12 protein-coding genes and 1 pseudogene are annotated in these 16,311 nt (G+C 44.7%); 7 read left to right on the top strand and 6 right to left on the bottom strand.

Annotated elements, in window-relative coordinates; translation table 11 throughout:
- Positions 1 to 39: 39 nt before the first annotated feature.
- From CSW98_RS06080 to CSW98_RS06070, 3 genes are all read right to left on the bottom strand, one after another.
- Positions 40 to 1,443: a DEAD/DEAH box helicase gene (locus tag CSW98_RS06080; RefSeq protein ID WP_100799561.1), complete on the bottom strand. Its 1,404-nt coding sequence runs from the start codon at positions 1,441 to 1,443 to the stop codon at positions 40 to 42.
- A gap of 162 nt (positions 1,444 to 1,605) precedes the next feature.
- Positions 1,606 to 2,838, bottom strand: a complete 1,233-nt coding sequence (locus CSW98_RS06075; protein WP_100799560.1) for an HD-GYP domain-containing protein — start codon at positions 2,836 to 2,838, stop codon at positions 1,606 to 1,608.
- A gap of 88 nt (positions 2,839 to 2,926) precedes the next feature.
- Entirely contained in the window at positions 2,927 to 4,039 is a 1,113-nt protein-coding gene (locus CSW98_RS06070) for a GGDEF domain-containing protein (protein ID WP_100799559.1), read from the bottom strand.
- 138 nt (positions 4,040 to 4,177) lie between these two features.
- On the opposite strand from CSW98_RS06070, the pseudogene CSW98_RS17700 reads away from it, so the two are divergent.
- The 4 genes and pseudogenes from CSW98_RS17700 to CSW98_RS06055 form a co-directional block, all read left to right on the top strand.
- Positions 4,178 to 4,636, top strand: a pseudogene (locus CSW98_RS17700) (methylated-DNA--[protein]-cysteine S-methyltransferase); the annotation flags it as partial.
- Between the two features lie 81 nt (positions 4,637 to 4,717).
- A complete protein-coding gene (locus CSW98_RS17695) occupies positions 4,718 to 5,272 on the top strand; it encodes an endonuclease III domain-containing protein (protein WP_232733481.1) in 555 nt (184 codons plus the stop codon).
- A gap of 104 nt (positions 5,273 to 5,376) precedes the next feature.
- The gene (locus tag CSW98_RS06060) at positions 5,377 to 6,240 is read left to right on the top strand and encodes an NAD(P)-dependent oxidoreductase (protein ID WP_100799557.1); all 864 of its coding nucleotides are present in this window, start codon (positions 5,377 to 5,379) and stop codon (positions 6,238 to 6,240) included.
- Between the two features lie 240 nt (positions 6,241 to 6,480).
- Complete coding sequence (locus CSW98_RS06055; protein ID WP_100799556.1) at positions 6,481 to 7,872, top strand: tetratricopeptide repeat protein; 1,392 nt, start codon at positions 6,481 to 6,483, stop codon at positions 7,870 to 7,872.
- Between the two features lie 16 nt (positions 7,873 to 7,888).
- Here the strand turns inward: CSW98_RS06055 and CSW98_RS06050 are convergent, their stop codons facing one another.
- Positions 7,889 to 9,544: an AMP-binding protein gene (locus tag CSW98_RS06050; protein WP_198517290.1), complete on the bottom strand. Its 1,656-nt coding sequence runs from the start codon at positions 9,542 to 9,544 to the stop codon at positions 7,889 to 7,891.
- 168 nt (positions 9,545 to 9,712) lie between these two features.
- A complete protein-coding gene (locus tag CSW98_RS06045; protein ID WP_100799555.1) occupies positions 9,713 to 11,083 on the bottom strand; it encodes an L-serine ammonia-lyase in 1,371 nt (456 codons plus the stop codon).
- Positions 11,084 to 11,178: 95 nt separating this feature from the next.
- On the opposite strand from CSW98_RS06045, the gene CSW98_RS06040 reads away from it, so the two are divergent.
- A complete protein-coding gene (locus CSW98_RS06040; RefSeq protein ID WP_100799554.1) occupies positions 11,179 to 11,577 on the top strand; it encodes a nitrous oxide-stimulated promoter family protein in 399 nt (132 codons plus the stop codon).
- Between the two features lie 33 nt (positions 11,578 to 11,610).
- Here CSW98_RS06040 and CSW98_RS06035 read toward each other — a convergent pair whose 3' ends face one another.
- Positions 11,611 to 12,981, bottom strand: coding sequence for an MATE family efflux transporter (locus CSW98_RS06035; RefSeq protein WP_100799553.1), 1,371 nt, complete (start codon positions 12,979 to 12,981; stop codon positions 11,611 to 11,613).
- A 53-nt stretch (positions 12,982 to 13,034) separates the two neighbouring features.
- Here CSW98_RS06035 and CSW98_RS06030 point away from each other — a divergent pair, with 53 nt between their 5' ends.
- Together CSW98_RS06030 and CSW98_RS06025 are read left to right on the top strand one after the other, a co-directional pair.
- Positions 13,035 to 13,922 carry an AraC family transcriptional regulator gene (locus CSW98_RS06030; RefSeq protein ID WP_100799552.1) on the top strand — a complete coding sequence of 296 codons (888 nt, stop codon included), beginning with the start codon at positions 13,035 to 13,037 and terminating at the stop codon, positions 13,920 to 13,922.
- 390 nt (positions 13,923 to 14,312) lie between these two features.
- Complete coding sequence (locus CSW98_RS06025) at positions 14,313 to 16,310, top strand: TonB-dependent receptor plug domain-containing protein (protein ID WP_100799551.1); 1,998 nt, start codon at positions 14,313 to 14,315, stop codon at positions 16,308 to 16,310.
- The last annotated feature ends 1 nt before the right edge of the window (position 16,311 follow it).

Here is a 16,311-nt window from a genome sequence, read left to right as displayed (position 1 = left end):
GCAATGGCGATGCCCGGAATGTGACTACATTCTGCCCGACTATTGTTTCGGTGCGCGTGATGCAGAAGGACGACGTGGGTTGCTTGTAGATGTTTTCTTCCGGGATGACTGACCACTTTTACCTGAAGATGCTGCTTTATCTCCTGACGGTACTTTAGATATATGGCGTCGATTTTTACCTGCCGGCTTATGCCCCCGGGTATTATCGGCTGAACGCTGACCATCGGTATGATCGTTTTTTGGTTTTTTGGGTTTCTTCGGTTTTTTGGCTTTTATCGGTCTGGTATCCAGTTTGGATTCAGGTAGAGTGTTGTGTACCGGATATCCTTCCAGTTCATACCGTGGTAGTACTTTTTGGATTAGCCTTTCAATAGCAAATAGCTCGGCAACTTCGTCAGCACATACCAGAGAAAAAGCTTTACCGACTTCACCTGCTCGTCCGGTTCGGCCGATTCTGTGTACATAGTCTTCGGCTACATTAGGTAATTCATAGTTAACGACTTGTGGCAGCTGTGGAATATCAATGCCACGGGCGGCAATATCGGTGGCAACCAGAACCCGGATATCGCCGGATTTAAATTCAGCCAGGGCTCGTGTTCTGGCTCCCTGGCTTTTATTGCCGTGGATTGGGGCGGCGGTAACCCCCTGATCATTAAGATAGTATGAAAGACGATTGGCACCGTGCTTGGTTCGGCAAAAAACCAGCACCTGTTGCCAGTTACCCTGCTTGATCAATTGCAGTAGCATAGGTGCTTTTTTACGTTTATCCGCAGGATAGAGGCTTTGCTCAACCGTTTTTGCGGTAGAGTTTTCCGGGTTAACTGATATCTCTACAGGATTGCTGACCAGGCCTTTAGCCAATTCCCGGATTTCAGCCGAAAAAGTGGCTGAAAACAGAAGATTTTGTCGCTGCTTAGGAAGTAAGTCCAAAATTTTACGGATGTCCCGGATAAAGCCCATATCCAGCATCCGATCTGCCTCATCCAGTACCAATACTTCTAGCTGTGTAAATTTCACGGCATTTTGTTGATAAAGATCCAGTAACCGTCCTGGTGTTGCGACCAGAATGTCACTGCCTCGACGCAAATTCATCATTTGTGGATTTATCTTCACACCACCAAATACGACATTGGATTTTACCGGCAGATATTTACTATATTTTACTACGCTATCGTTTACCTGTGCTGCCAGTTCCCGAGTAGGAGTCAGCACAAGAGCCCGAATATGGTTGCCTTTTACTTTGGGTCCTGAACTGAGTCGTTCCAGCAGTGGTAGGGTAAAGCCAGCGGTTTTTCCCGTACCAGTCTGAGCGGCGGCCATCACATCTTTTCCTTCAAGTACGGCAGGGATTGCCTGTTGCTGAATAGGGGAAGGGGTTGTGTAGCCTTGCTCAGTAACGGCTTTTAAAATTGGCGTAGAAAGACCCAGATGGGTGAAACTCATACAGTTAACTCTCGGTTAGTAAACGAAATGTTCAGCAGGCGGGGAATCACGGTACCGCCTGATGTAGGGGGAATGTGAGCTTGATAAACAGAAGAGCGCATTTTGCCGTTTTTATTGTGTGAACTCAAGCAGTCTCTGTTGTCTGGCTGGGTATTTCCCATATTAGCGACCGGATGCCACTTCAAAGCATTGCTGTCGGTGCTTGTGAACTAAAGCGACAATGGTGGGATCCAATTTTCCTTTTTGTGACATATCGTCGAGAATAGGCATTGCTTCATCAATACTCATTCCTGATCGATAGGGACGATCTTGAACTAGAGCCTGAAAAACGTCAGCAACAGCGATGATCCGGGCTTCTGTTGGAATATCATGCTGGTTTGGATGGAAAGGATATCCGTGACCATTCAGTCCTTCATGATGAAATGCCGCCCAGTCGGCAATATCTTCAAGTCCGGAGATATGCCGCAGAATTTCATAGGTTTCATAGCTGTGTTGGTTCATTATTGCCCGTTCCAGCTCATCCAGTTTTCCCGGCTTTTCCAGAATTTCATCCGGGGTGCGCAGTTTTCCCAAGTCGTGTAGTAGTCCGGCAATTTCTATCATGGCACACTGGGTCTCAGGCATACCGTATTCTGTGGCAATAAACTTGGCCAGCTCAGCGACTTTAGCCGAGTGTTGCGCTGTAAAAGGACTTTTTTGGTCAACAATATAAGCCAGAATAAGAGAAAGTTGTTTTAATTGTTGCAGGCTGATAATGGTGCGGCTTTTTTCCTGACTCATATCCCATACATAACGGGCGATATGTTGATCTTCTAGTGCGATCCAGAAAGACTCAGAATCCTGAATTTTCAGAAAAGCTTTGATGAAGTCCGGAGAGAAATATTCCCCCGATTTTTCCGTAATAGTTTTGACAATATCTCTTCTGGCAATAAGGATATCTTTTCCGTAATGGCCGGCACCATAAATATCTATACGGTCTGCAAGAAATACCAGATTAGCCATCATGGCAGCGCGGGGCTTTACATCTTTATTCTCTAACTGACTCCATGGGGTGTGGTGGTACAAAATCGGGAGTGCGAACTGAGACAGAGGCTCAAAATCTTTTAACAGCTGATAGCCAACTTCACAATGAATATGCGCTTGATCCCAGTCAAAGTTAGCGACCAGATTATTATGGGTATGGTTAGAAGACACGCCTATATCATGTAGCATTCCGAGCTCAAACAGAAATCTCAAATCCTGCTTGCTATACCCCAGAGCATGACCCAACTGACAGGCCATATATCCGACCCGTTTCCCATGATTAGTATCATTAATACCGACCAGAGAAACGGCGGTTTCAATGGCGGTGATCATCTCCCTTAAATTAACATGAAACTCTGATACAGCTCCCATATTACCCCCTGAAGCACAATTTCAGTGGTAAGTATAGTCTACTCACAGAGAAACACTTTCTAAAGTAACGTATTGAAAGAAGTTATATTTACTTAATGCTTACCTTATTTCTTCCTGTCAGCTTGGAGGTGTACAGTGCCTCGTCAGCGGTATGAATGGACATTTCTATCTTTTTATCAAATTGAAACTGGGCAACGCCAAAGCTCGCAGTAAAAACAATGGTGTTGTTTCTGTAAACAAGTTTACCTGATTCACATTTAAGACGAATTCTTTCTGCGACTTTAAAAGCCGTCTCTGCGTTTGCTCCTGGCAGAAAAATAACAAACTCTTCACCGCCATACCGGGCAGAAATATCGTACTCACGAACAACATGTTTAATAACAGAAGCAAATTGTCTGATGGCTTTATCTCCGGCTTCATGTCCGTAGGTGTCGTTGATATTCTTGAAATGGTCGATATCTGCAATGATGACGGATGCGGGCTGTTTTTTACGTTTCAGATAGCTGAGTTGGGTTGTGATTTGTTCAAATAATCCTCGTCGGTTAAGCATGTCGGTGAGTTCATCTTTTGAAGCCAGGCGTTCAAGAAGAATATGGCTGTCCATCATATAACTGGCCAGTATAAATACACTGATCCCACTCATAAAGGCCGGCACAAAAATAAGGTTGGTTACCATCTGCTGACCAAAAAAATCTGGTGCTCTGCCCGGTGTATGAGTGGATACGTCATAAAGTAATATACCGAACCATATGAATAGGGTAACGACCAGCCCAAAATCGGCAATATTGGGTTTTGGATCCCGGGTCAGCACCATCCAGATGATTAGTAGCGTATTAATCAGGCCGAAAAGAACCGGAAGTATAGGGTAGTAGGGACCAAATAAATAAAACGTCAAATAGCCGGACAGGAATAGATAGTAGGATCGCTCGATATAGCATTTGTTGAATCGTATGGTAATGCCGATAGAAAGCAATGCGATATTTAGCATAAACAACACATCCACGACCATATGTTCCCAAGGGGCATGAAAATCCGGAACATGGATTAAATGGAAGTTAAGGATAAGAGAGCTGACAAAAAATCCGACAAAAAGAGGCTTTGCTTTTCTGGTGTTCTGTGGTTCCCGGATCATTAGCGTCGCTGATAGACCAATCAGTATGACGGCTATTGTAGACAGCAGAAGAGGGTATTGAGCTGGCATAGGGATCCTTTCTCGTTAGGGAGCCGATTGATTACTATAAAAATAGCCGTACACTGAAGGAGAGTCTAATAGCGTTATTCTTTAAAGTATATTTTTTTGAAGTTCATATGCATTTATGTGATTAGAGTGAGAACCCGCATGTATTTTGACAGATTTGAAACCCGGGTCGGGATGGTTGTTGTAACGGGAAATGAACAGGGGCTGACTCATCTGTTTATTGATAATGATACTTGTACGACTGCCTATAACGAAGACGCAGAATATGCCCCGCAACACTTTACGGAAGTTAAAAAGCAACTGAATGAATTTCTTTGTGGTACACGGCAAGAGTTTGACCTGAAATTGGCCCCGGAGGGAACAGAATTCCAGAACCGAGTCTGGAAGGCTCTGACAGAAATCCCATATGGTCTGAGTTGTAGCTACAAAGCGATTGCAGAGAAAGTCGGGAATCCTAAAGGAAGCCGGGCTGTCGGAATGGCTAATAATAAGAATCCGATCCCCATTATTATCCCCTGTCACCGGGTCGTGGGGGCAAATGGCAGACTCACTGGTTATGCTTTCGGATTGGCAGTAAAACAGCAGTTGCTGCATCTGGAACTGATAAATACCGTGTTTGAGCAACTGAAACAATACTACGGGCGCTTCTCCTGGTGGCAGGCTGGTTCCGCTTATGAGGTGATGGTCGGTGCGGTTCTGACACAGAATACTAACTGGAAAAATGTAGAAATTGCCCTGAAAAACCTGGAGGGCAGGCTCTCTCCGGAACAGATAGAGTGTATGCCGGATACGGAGCTGGGGGAGCTTATTCGTCCGAGTGGTTTTTATAATCAAAAGCGGTTAAGGCTGAAAGCCCTGACACGATGGTTTAAGCAGTATGGATATGACATTAAAAACGTACGGAACATTGACAAAGATACACTGAGAGCCGAATTACTGGCAATTTCCGGTATTGGGCCAGAAACAGCAGATTCAATACTTGTCTATGCCGTAGGTAAGCCTTCTTTTGTTATTGATGCTTACACACGGCGTATTTTTTCCCGTATTGGTCTGGAAGTTCCTGACCACTATGAGCTTTTTCAACAGATGATTGTACGGGCTTTACCGGAAAATACGGAGATCTTTGCCTATTATCATGCATTGCTGGTGGAGCATGCCAAGCGTTTCTGCAATACAAAGCCGGTATGTGATGGTTGTCCTGTTCAGAAACAGTGTGTTATCGGGCAGAAGCTTTAGCTTCCTTTTCAAGCCAGCTTGCAGTTCACCGTATTCGGGGGTAGGTTAAGGTCGGTGTAATAAGAACGATAAACTTAGTCTGATGGCTAAAGAGGAGAAATATAATGGTAAAAGCAGCGTTTATAGGTTTAGGTGTTATGGGATATCCGATGGCCGGGCACCTGAAAAAAGCCGGACATGATGTGACGGTATATAACCGAACAGCAACAAAGTCTCAGCGATGGGTTGAAAGTTTTCATGGTATGGCTGTCTCTACGCCAAGAGAAGCTGCTGAGCAGAGCGATATTATCTTTGTCTGCGTGGGTAATGATGATGACGTACGCAGTGTGATATATGGCGAAGACGGCGTACTAGCCGGTATGCAACCCGGCACTATATTGGTTGATCATACGACAACATCTGCCGATCTGGCACTTGAGCTGACAGATGTCTGCCGGAGTAAAGGGGTTCATTTTATTGATGCCCCTGTGTCTGGCGGTCAGGCCGGTGCAGAGAATGGTTCGCTGACAGTGATGTGTGGAGGCGATCCTGATATCTACGAAAAAGTGGCTTTGGTTATCAAGGCATACGCGAAGCAATCAGTTTTGATTGGTTCGCATGGTCAGGGACAGCGATGCAAAATGGTTAACCAGATCTGTATTGCCGGGGTTTTGCAGGGATTGAGTGAGGCTCTTCTTTTGGCTCAAAAATCAGAGTTGGATATTGAACAGGTAGTGAATGTGCTGAAACACGGAGCTGCAGGTTCATGGCAGATGGAAAACCGGGCATTAACGATGTCTGAAGGTAAATTTGATTTTGGTTTTGCTATTGACTGGATGCGTAAAGATTTAGGTATTTGCCTGGATGAAGCTGAAAAATTCGCTCTGAATTTGCCGATGACTAAAGAGGTAGATGAGCTTTATGCAGATTTACAGAAGAAAGGGTTTGGCAGGATGGACACATCGGTATTAATTAAAGCCTACGACTAGAGCGTGTCTTGAATAATAACCTGTTTTTGTTGTGAACGAGAAGAGAATAGCGGGTCGAATGCCTGCTATTTTTGTTTTAGTTCCGTAATTATGTGATGTTTACTCCAGTTTTTACGGGTTCAGTATGAATAACACTCAATTCTTACCTTTTGATGATAAAATCGATTGGCTAAAAGTCCTCGCCGGGTTGATATCAACATAAGTTGAAGTCAGTAAGCTTATTCATATTGGTCAAAACAAGTGATTAAACTAAAAAATGCCAATGTCTTAATTGTCAGTGATTCGTTTTCGATGGCGAAAAATGCTCGTCTGATATTGAGGAGTATGGAAGCCAACGAGGCCAGAATACATAATGCTAATAATGCAAAGATTGCCTTACAAAGGGCGAGTGGAACATCCTACGACATTATTATTGCCAGTGAAAAAATGGATAATAACGACAATGTCTGGCTACTTTTTGACGAACTTACTCATCATTCTCGGTTAAGAAAGGACGCCGTTTTTATTATATGGGCGGCTTCAGATCAGGCAGATATCATTCGTAAAGCGATTGATTCTGGTATTGACGGTATCGTTTCTGCCTCGTGGTCTGCAACAGAAATCCGGCAGAAAATATATACTCTTTATCGGAACAAGTATGTGCTTAAGTCCTTTTACTTGTCGGATGACAGTAGTGGTTTATCTCAGTTATCGGTCTGCAACGAGCTTGAAATCAGCCATCCTGATCACTTTTATTCCATCCAGAAACTGAGAGGGAGACTGTTTGAGAAAGCTAACCGGTACGATGTGGCGGTTCGTTTTTATCGTTCCTTACTTAAGCATCTGGATGAGTCTTCAGATGAAGATTGGGTATACCTGCGGCTTGCTAACGCCCTGATAGAAAATGGTCAGAATACAGAAGCAAGGAAAGCGCTTCAGGACTATAGGTTAAGGTGTGAACGTTATAGTCTGACCGCTCTGGACATTGAAACCAAGTTGGAACTGAATCAGGGAAGGGTAAATCAGGCGGTTGATATTATGCGCAATGCCTGTCGTTTAGTTCCGGATAATTATGCCCGTCAGGGACTACTCGCAGCCTTATATCTGATTCAGGAAGATTATGAAAAATCTCAGGAAGTTTATCAGCTTTGTTATCGTGCGGTAAAAAATACTTTTCGTGACTGCCCTCCTGTATATTTTCGCTATCTGCGAGGGTTATTGTATGTTGCGCAGAATAATCAAAAACTCAGTTATATGTATCTCAAGAAATTTGAGCTGGAAATACGGCGCTGGAAAGGAGGAGCCGTATTGTGTAAAAAAGATATGCTTCAACTTAACCTGCTGAGAATCCATGGAAAATCACTTTCTGGAGAACAGGATGCTGTGATATCTAAACTCCGGCAGCTATGTCCGGAAGTGGAACAGATGAATATGGATTCTTTACAGCATTATTTGTTTCTGACCGGGTATTTTCAGTTGGAGAGAGAAATGCGGGAAGCGTATACAGCGGCTTTTACCCAGTGCCAGGACACGACTACGGACTCGTTACTGAGGATTGAAACGTATCTTATCAGCCATACTTACCGACACTTCCATAACACATCACAGCCAGAAGTTGAGATGGCGACGGATTATCTGCCGGTAAGTTTTTAGATTTCAGGCAGGCATTCTAATCTCTTAATTCCCGGCGAAGGATTTTTCCGACATTGGTTTTCGGCAGTTCATCCCTGAATTCAATCAACTTAGGAACCTTGTAACCGGTCAGGTGTTTACGACAATGTTTCCTGATTCCGTCTGCGGAAACAGGGGCGCTGGTTACCACGATCAGCTTTACTTTTTCTCCGGAGATTTCGTCCGGAATACCAATAGCGGCCGCTTCAGTTATTTTAGGGTGAAGGGTGGCAACTTCTTCAATTTCTGTCGGAAAGACATTGAATCCGGAGACCAGAATCATATCTTTTTTACGATCTTCAATATAGAAAAAACCGTTATCGTCCATTCTTCCGATATCTCCGGAGCTGATCCAGCCACCGTCATGCATCACTGCTTTGGTTTCCAGCTCCTGCTTCCAGTACCCCTTCATGATTTGTGGACCACGGATTTGTAACTCACCGACCCCGCCGATATCTAATTCGCGGTTATCGTCATCCACAATCCGGATATCTGTACTTGGCATCGGAACACCGACAGAATGAATAAAAGATTGCTGTGTGTGAGTACCGCCGGCCACAACCGGTGAACATTCGGTTAAACCATACCCTTCAATAATTGGCATTCCGGTGATACGTTGCCATTCTTCTGCGACATGTTTCTGTGTTGCCATACCTCCGGCAATGGTGAAATTTGCCTGGCTGAAATCAAGCGAACGAAAGCCAGCGTGATTATTCAAAGCATTAAACAGTGTATTCAGTCCGAAAATCATCGTAAACGGATACTTGCGCAGATCACTGACAAAACTGTCCAGATCCCGGGGATTGGTGATCAGCAGGTTGGTTCCGCCAAAATACATGATCAGCATCATGCTGACGGAATTAGCAAATATATGATAAAGCGGCAACGGGGTTACGGCATGCTCATTGACCAGTAAGGTTCTTGGTGCAAAATGTGCGTAAACCTGCAGGACGTTGGCAATAATATTCCTGTGTGTCAGCATGGCACCCTTAGCCTGACCGGTTGTTCCGCCAGTATATTGCAGGTAAGCCAGATCATCCGGTTTAATGTCGGGCTCGTTATAAGGCAGGTTTTTGCCCTGAGTCAGAGCCCGTTTCAGAGAGATAGCACCTGGAAGGTTATACTTGGGTACCATTTTCTTCACATACTTAACCACAAAGTTAACCAGTGTACGCTTATGTGGTGCCAGTTCATCACCAATACGAGTCAGAATGATATGTTTTATGCTGGTTTTTGCGACTACTTGTTGCAGGTTGTTACCAAAATTAGTCACTGCGACAATAGCGGTGGCTCCGGAATCCCGGAGCTGATGGCATAACTCTCTTGGTGTATAGAGCGGATTGACGTTGACAACAACCAGGCCAGCCTTTAATGCCCCAAGTATGCTAATGGGGTACTGCAGAAGGTTCGGCATCATCAGTGCAATCCGGTCGCCTTTTTTCATATGCAGTTGCTGTTGCAGGTAGGCTGCAAAGGCTGTGCTTTTCTCGTCCAGATCACGAAAAGAGAGTGTATGCCCCATATTGACAAATGCGGCTTTTTCAGCATTTTTAGTGAAAGAATCCCGGAACATTTCATTGATGCTCTGATACTTATCGGCATTGATTGTGGCCGGTACATCAGCAGGAAAACTCTTCAACCAAGGTTTATTCACGGAAGGCTTCTGACGGGTATTCTGCGTGGTATTCGCCATACCAACGCTATATTCTGAGGATTGATGAGTCATTTTCATTATTACATCTTAAAATGGCTGTATGCCCACTCTTTAGAGTAGTCCAGATTTGCTATTGAGTAAAAAACACGAACAGTTAACCGGGTCAGGTCACTCACACGGCGGTGCAAGATGAATAATAGCGAGACCGCCCAGTGAGGTTTCCCGGTATTTTTTATTCATATCCTTCCCTGTCTGATACATGGTGTCTATTACTTTATCCAGAGAAATTAAACATTTACTGGTTCTTTTTAGTGCCATACGTGAAGCATTAATAGCTTTGATGGCTCCCATGGCATTGCGTTCAATACAGGGAACCTGAACCAGACCACCGATAGGATCACAGGTCATACCAAGTGAATGTTCCATCGCAATTTCAGCCGCGATACAGATCTGTTCATTACTTCCGCCTCGTAGTGCAGTGAGCCCTGCTGCGGCCATGGATGAAGAAACACCGATTTCCCCCTGACAGCCGACTTCGGCTCCTGAAATAGAGGCATTCATTTTGTACAACATACCTATTGCACCGGAAACCGCAAAGAAATCCCGCAATTGTTTAGTGTCCAGAGAGCGAATAAACTGGTTGTAATACATAAGAACAGCCGGAATAACACCAGAAGCCCCGTTTGTCGGGGAAGTGACAACCTGACCACCGGAAGCATTTTCTTCACTGGCCGCAAAAGCGTAAGCATTGATCCAGTCCATGATCTCCATCGGGTCAGTGGTCAGTGCACGGTTTGCTTCCAGTTTTTTTAGCAAGGCGGAAGCCCTGCGGGTAACATTCAGCCCGCCTTCAAGAATTCCTTCGGTGTTTAGTCCGTTAGTGACGCAAGCTGACATAACCTCCCAGATACGATTAACCATTTGATTAATTTCGTCATTGGTTCTGAAAGCGAGTTCATTGCGCATGATCAGCCCGCCCAGACAGAATCCGTTTTTTTCTGCTTGCCGAAGAAGCTCATCTGCTGAATAAAACGGAAACTCTACGGCAGTATCATGGTCAGAATATCCCTGTTCCAGCTCAGCCTCTGTTGCAATAAAGCCGCCACCGATGGAATAGTATACCTGCCGGTCGAGCTGAACACCGTTTACATCATAGGCGGATATTGCCATGCCATTTTCGTGCAGGGGCAGGTTATCATTATGGAACAGTATGTCAGAATGAGGATTAAATGTAATGGCATGCATTCCCTGCAACAGCAACTGATGCTTGTCGAGATTGCTTATCATGAGTTCAGTGGCTGCGGGGATGTCGATTGTGTCCGGACGGTTTCCCTGTAACCCCATCATAACCGCTTTATCAGTATGGTGTCCTTTCCCGGTCAGAGACAGAGAACCGAACAGATCTACCTGAATACGGACGACTCTGGCTATCTGTGGTGATAATTTTTTTCCGAACTCGAAGCCGGCAATCATAGGGCCATTGGTATGGGAGCTGGAAGGGCCAACTCCTATTTTATAGATATCGAAAATAGATAACATCAGGTTTACTCATTATGGCATGGCTCAAAATAGATACTTTCTTTTCTGATAGAATTAAAATCAGATTTTACACCAGAATGCAGAAGTAGATACAGATGAATGATAGCAAGCTCCTGACAGGAAAACTGGCGATTGAATATAAAACACTCAAAGCCATGGTGCAGATATATTGCAAGGATACTCATAATTCCGCCAGGCAGTTATGTCCGGAATGTGACAATCTATTGAGTTACGCTGTCACAAAACTTGACCGTTGTCCCTATGGTGAGGAAAAACCAGCCTGTAATCGGTGTCCGATTCATTGCTACAAGCCTGAGCAGAAAGAGAAAATGCGCATGGTTATGCGTTATTCCGGACCTAAGATGTTGCTGCCGCATCCGATTCTGGCGGTTCGTCATCTGCTTCATGCCCGGCAGAGCGTTCCGGAAAAGCCTAAGCCAAATATGTCTAACCGTTACCGGCGCATGTATGAACATCAGAGTGATAAGAAATAACCGTTTCTTCCTGTCCGGATGAAACGGTAGAACTTAGCTGTGCTGTAATGTCAGGTTATTTACCCATTTATGCTGCAGATAACGATGGAAACAGAGTGAGAATTTGACGATCTCTTCTGAGAGCATCAGTGCGTATACCCAATTAAACCCCCATTGGCCGATAAATGCCCCATACGCTACCAGCGGGATCCCGACCATCCACATCGCAATAAAATCCATTCTGATACAGAACAGGTTTTCTCCTCCTGAACGCAGAATACCGTTAATGATGATCATATTGAGCATTCGTAGCCAGATCCCGCAACAGAGTACTGAAATCGCGGGAAGCGCCATAGGGTACAGTTCCGGGTTAGTCAGATTCAGCCATTCCAGTAATAATTCCCTGCCCAGTAACAATACTCCGCCGAGTATCAGTCCAAACGTGAAAACGGATTTCAGGAATACTTTGGTCATGCTCTGTGCCTGAGCAAATTCACTGCGTCCGAGCGATTGTCCCAGAAGTACGGAGCAAGCCACGGAAATACCGAGAAAAGAGGAATAACAGAGAGATTCAAATGGACCAAGCATACTGAAGACGGCAAGTTCGGTGGTACCCAGATGACCGAAGATCATCTGATAAGTGAGTGTACCAATTGCCCATAGCAGTGAATTGGCGGCATTGGTCAAAGCCAGTGAGGAAAACGATTTCCACAATTTTTTACCATCATCCAGTGTCCGGGTAATAACCAGCCAGTGGTTTCGGTATTTGAGTATCCGGTACAGAATAATAACCTGAACTGTTCGTGAGATTGTGGTTGCCAGAGCGGCACCGGCAACCCCCATTGCTTCAATACCGAGCCCGCCTCTTATCAACCAGAAATTCAGGGCGATATTAATAAAAATAGTCAGTGTACCGACAAGCAGGGGTAATACGGCATCATTACTGGAACGCAAACTGGATTCGGTCACAATCACCAGGTGAGTGAGGATCAGTACCGGAAAGCTAAACCACAGGTACTGTGATCCAAGTGTAATAACACTGTAGTCATTAGTCTGCAGTAACATAATGGTGTCAGAAAACAGAGTAATAAGTAGTGTAACCGGAAGCATCAGCAGTATTCCCAGCTTCATAGCCTGTACAGAAACAGTTTTAGCCGATTCTTTGTCTTCCTTTCCCCAATATTGTGACACAAGTACTCCACTGGAGGTGGTCAGTCCTGCCATAATCATGATGGCAACAAAGTGCCATTTTGAGGCGATTCCCACAGCGGCAGTTGCTTCTTTACCAAAGTCACTGACCATCAATACATCAGCCAGAGCCAGAATTGCAACCAGTGCACTCTGCAGTGCAACAGGGAAGGCAAGTCTGGCAACACTTGACAATAAATGAGTTGGCGCTGTTTTTGTCGCAAAGTTGGATGTCATAATGATTCCTCATGAATATGCGGCAAATATAATATCGAAATACGGATAAGGAAATGTTCAAAAAAAGCGAAAACATGTGCAAATCTGTCATTGATGGTTTTGAGCCACCTAAAGAATGGCGGGACCATGTTTATCTGTCAGATACCTGCAAAGAACGTTTTCTCACGTTATCTGATATTCCTGAGCTGGAGGGTGACGGGTTTAGTGTTGCCGGCTTATCTGAACTGTCGAAAGGATACCGGGTAGAACGGAACGGGGTTGATGTGCATTCGCTGCTGTTTACTGTGGAAGGTGAAGGCTTGTTAACCACCCCTTTTGGACAGACTACCATTACGCCTAACTCCCTGACCATACTTCCGGCTGAGAGTTGTTTTCGTTTTGAGATAAAAGATCCGTCAGTGGAATGGAAAATGGTTTGGATGCTGTTGCCGCCGGCAGAAAAATGGCATGAAATAGCGGGGATGGGGCAGGTGGTTATACCGTTTTTTCAGTGTGAACAGGTTTGGTCTCTGATGGTATTGCTTTACAGTGAAATTAACGGAAGGCCGGGGTACCGGAAGTTACTGATCAGTGAGTTGTTGAGACTGTTGACCGGGATGGAAGCTCAGCCACTGAATTCAACAATACGTGTTCAGACCTTATTCAATGAAGTCGAATCGCAGCTTCATCTTCCGTGGACAGTAAAAATAATGGCAGAGCAATGTTTTTTAAGTGAAGAACAATTGAACCGGATATCGAAAACACTGTTTGGCTGTTCCCCTAGAGCGAGGCTGATCGCTCTGAGAATGGAAAAGGCGGTTGATCTTTTGCGATATCAGGACTGGAGTATCAGTATGGTCGCTACTCGTCTCGGTTATAAAGACCCGTATAACTTTACGCACCGATTCAGAAAGTATTATGGCTGTTCTCCCAGAGAATATAGGAAGCGGTTACATTTTTGAACTGAGAAAATAGATGATTTGTTAATCAGTAAATAAGCGGTAAAAGCTGGTTATTAATCATTTATTATTTTCTCTGCGTCCATTAAAATGTTCAGCTTCAGTACGATATGTTGCTATGTACTGAACATAAAATAATGATGAATAAGTTCAATATCTTATTGGCTAGGTGTGAATAAAAGGTTGTAAATATGTATCTGTAAATTATGCGCAGTAGGCAGATAAATACATCATATACATATAACAGTTTTCATTTTTCGTCCGGGCGGCGAATATCCCATCATTAGAATTTTTTAACATAAGGTGAAATTCAAATGCCACCTTATGTGCTTGAGTTGTGCGTCAAAAAGGGTGACGTGGTTTGAATAAAGCAAGAATGATCAGGAGAAGACGTTGTTAAACAGGCAGTATGGAATACTTATTATTACTTTAATTTCTCCTGTGGCTCTTGCTGATTCAGATCTTCCGGGACTCGATCTGGATAAACTGATGGCAACTGATGTTCAGACGACCTCTGCAATGAAGCGGGTTCAGGACGCATCAAAAACCGCAGCATCTCTTTATGTTCTTACCCACCAGGAGCTTGTCCAGTCAGGGGTAACTTCAGTACCACAGGCTTTATCTCTTGTGCCCGGTATTCAGGTACGGCGCATTGATGCTAATCAGTATGCCATTACAACCCGGGCTCCTGCCGGCCGCTATTCCAGCAAGACACTGGTTATGATTGATGGTCAGAGTATTTATAATCCAAGTTTCGCGGGTGTTTACTGGGAGGCTTTGGATATTCCGGTCTATGACATTGAACGGATTGAATTGATACGGGGACAGGGTGGACTGCTGTGGGGAAGTAATGCCACTAATGGCGTGATTAACATCATTACCAAACACTCCGATGATACCCGAGGTATGCTGCTTCAGGCTAGGACCGGCAGCGATACTGACCACAGTATAGATTTTCGTATTGGCAGTGAGCTGGGAGGAAGAAGTACATTTCGGTTATACGGAAGTTCTGAGCAGGCGGATGCTTCTGAGCAGGGAACTCGAATTACTCCGACGGACACCCGCAGGAAAAAGAGTGTCGGCGGCCGCTTGGATCTGAGTACGGATGATGCGTCTTCTTTGCTGATCCAGGGGCAATACAGCGATATTGCGGTCGGGCAGGGTGTCCGGCTATCTGATTCAGATAATTCCCGGCTAGATGTGGATGATATTAACCGGCGCATGCATGCACAACTGATGGTGCGCTACGAACAGCGTTTGTCAGATAATATCAATCAGACCCTGCAGTCATCCTGGGCAATGCAGCAAGGTCACCAGGTTTATTATCAGGATAATTTTAATTTTTATGACATCGATTATCAGATGAATACTCTGCTGGATGGCTGGCAGTTCGATTGGGGGGTTAATTATCGGTATAATGATCTCTCTTCTGAAGAAGTGGCCTATTCATACAGTCTGAATGATGAAGATGAATTTACCCTGTACGGTGCATTTATGCAGGCTCAGTTTGATGCTATTCCGGATGAACTGACATTGATTGTGGGTAATAAATCAGAGCATAACACCTATACCGGCTGGGAACATCAGCCGATGGCTCGTCTGGTCTGGACTCCCGCACCCCGGCATATTGTGTGGGCATCGGTAAGTCAGAGTGTGCGTATTCCTTGTCTGCTGGAATATGATCTGGGAGTGGACAGCCTTGGTGCTCAGGTTGGGGATCTTGGTGATACGGGTAATCCGTTACTTAATGCACAATGGATCAATGCTGAAATCCGGGGAACGACGGATGCCGAAGCCGAGCATTCTGTTTCCGAAGAGCTGGGCTACCGTTACCTTCATCAGGACTGGAATGTTGATCTGTCTCTGTTTCATACTAAAGCTGATAATGTTCTAGCGACAAGTGTTGCTCAGGAAGGAAGCCTTGCAGATCTCAGTACAATGAAAATCATTTATCAGTTGGGTTATAGTGCGGAACTGGAGAGTTATGGTGGAGAGTTGGTTGTTGGCTGGCAGATGGCCGATAACATTAAAACTGAGTTTGGTTACAGTTATACCTCATATGATTATTCTTTGGCTTCGGGCACGGCTTCTGCGGTTGGATTCAGCAGTGAAATGAAGCAAATTTTCATGAAAAGTAGTGTACAGGTTAATGCACAGCATGCGTTGTATGCTGTATTTCGAGCCGAAGATGGTGAGGCATACAGTACGGATGATTTTACTTCATTGGATCTGAGCTGGAATTGGCAGATCACTCCGGCTTACTCTTTTAGCCTTACCGGGAATAATCTTCTCTATGGCCGTCATCTTGAATATGCGAACACATCAGAATCTTTCACCATTCCGACTTATATCGAGCCGAGTGTGATTGTTCGTCTAAAAGCTGAGTTTTAGT

The sequence above is a fragment of the Vibrio sp. HA2012 genome (assembly GCF_002812955.1).
In the GTDB taxonomy this organism is placed as follows: domain Bacteria; phylum Pseudomonadota; class Gammaproteobacteria; order Enterobacterales; family Vibrionaceae; genus Vibrio.
Note: the sequence above shows the minus strand (reverse complement) of the source record. Positions and strands in the feature narration are given on the sequence as shown.

What these genes read in the sequence shown, in the direction of transcription:
- CSW98_RS06080 (WP_100799561.1), bottom strand. Translation starts at nt 1,443, where the DNA reads ATGAGTTTCACCCATCTGGGTCTTTCTACGCCAATTTTAAAAGCCGTT.
- CSW98_RS06075 (WP_100799560.1), bottom strand. Translation starts at nt 2,838, where the DNA reads ATGGGAGCTGTATCAGAGTTTCATGTTAATTTAAGGGAGATGATCACC.
- CSW98_RS06070 (WP_100799559.1), bottom strand. Translation starts at nt 4,039, where the DNA reads ATGCCAGCTCAATACCCTCTTCTGCTGTCTACAATAGCCGTCATACTG.
- CSW98_RS17695 (WP_232733481.1), top strand. Translation starts at nt 4,718, where the DNA reads ATGGTCGGTGCGGTTCTGACACAGAATACTAACTGGAAAAATGTAGAA.
- CSW98_RS06060 (WP_100799557.1), top strand. Translation starts at nt 5,377, where the DNA reads ATGGTAAAAGCAGCGTTTATAGGTTTAGGTGTTATGGGATATCCGATG.
- CSW98_RS06045 (WP_100799555.1), bottom strand. Translation starts at nt 11,083, where the DNA reads ATGTTATCTATTTTCGATATCTATAAAATAGGAGTTGGCCCTTCCAGC.
- CSW98_RS06040 (WP_100799554.1), top strand. Translation starts at nt 11,179, where the DNA reads ATGAATGATAGCAAGCTCCTGACAGGAAAACTGGCGATTGAATATAAA.
- CSW98_RS06035 (WP_100799553.1), bottom strand. Translation starts at nt 12,981, where the DNA reads ATGACATCCAACTTTGCGACAAAAACAGCGCCAACTCATTTATTGTCA.
- CSW98_RS06030 (WP_100799552.1), top strand. Translation starts at nt 13,035, where the DNA reads ATGTTCAAAAAAAGCGAAAACATGTGCAAATCTGTCATTGATGGTTTT.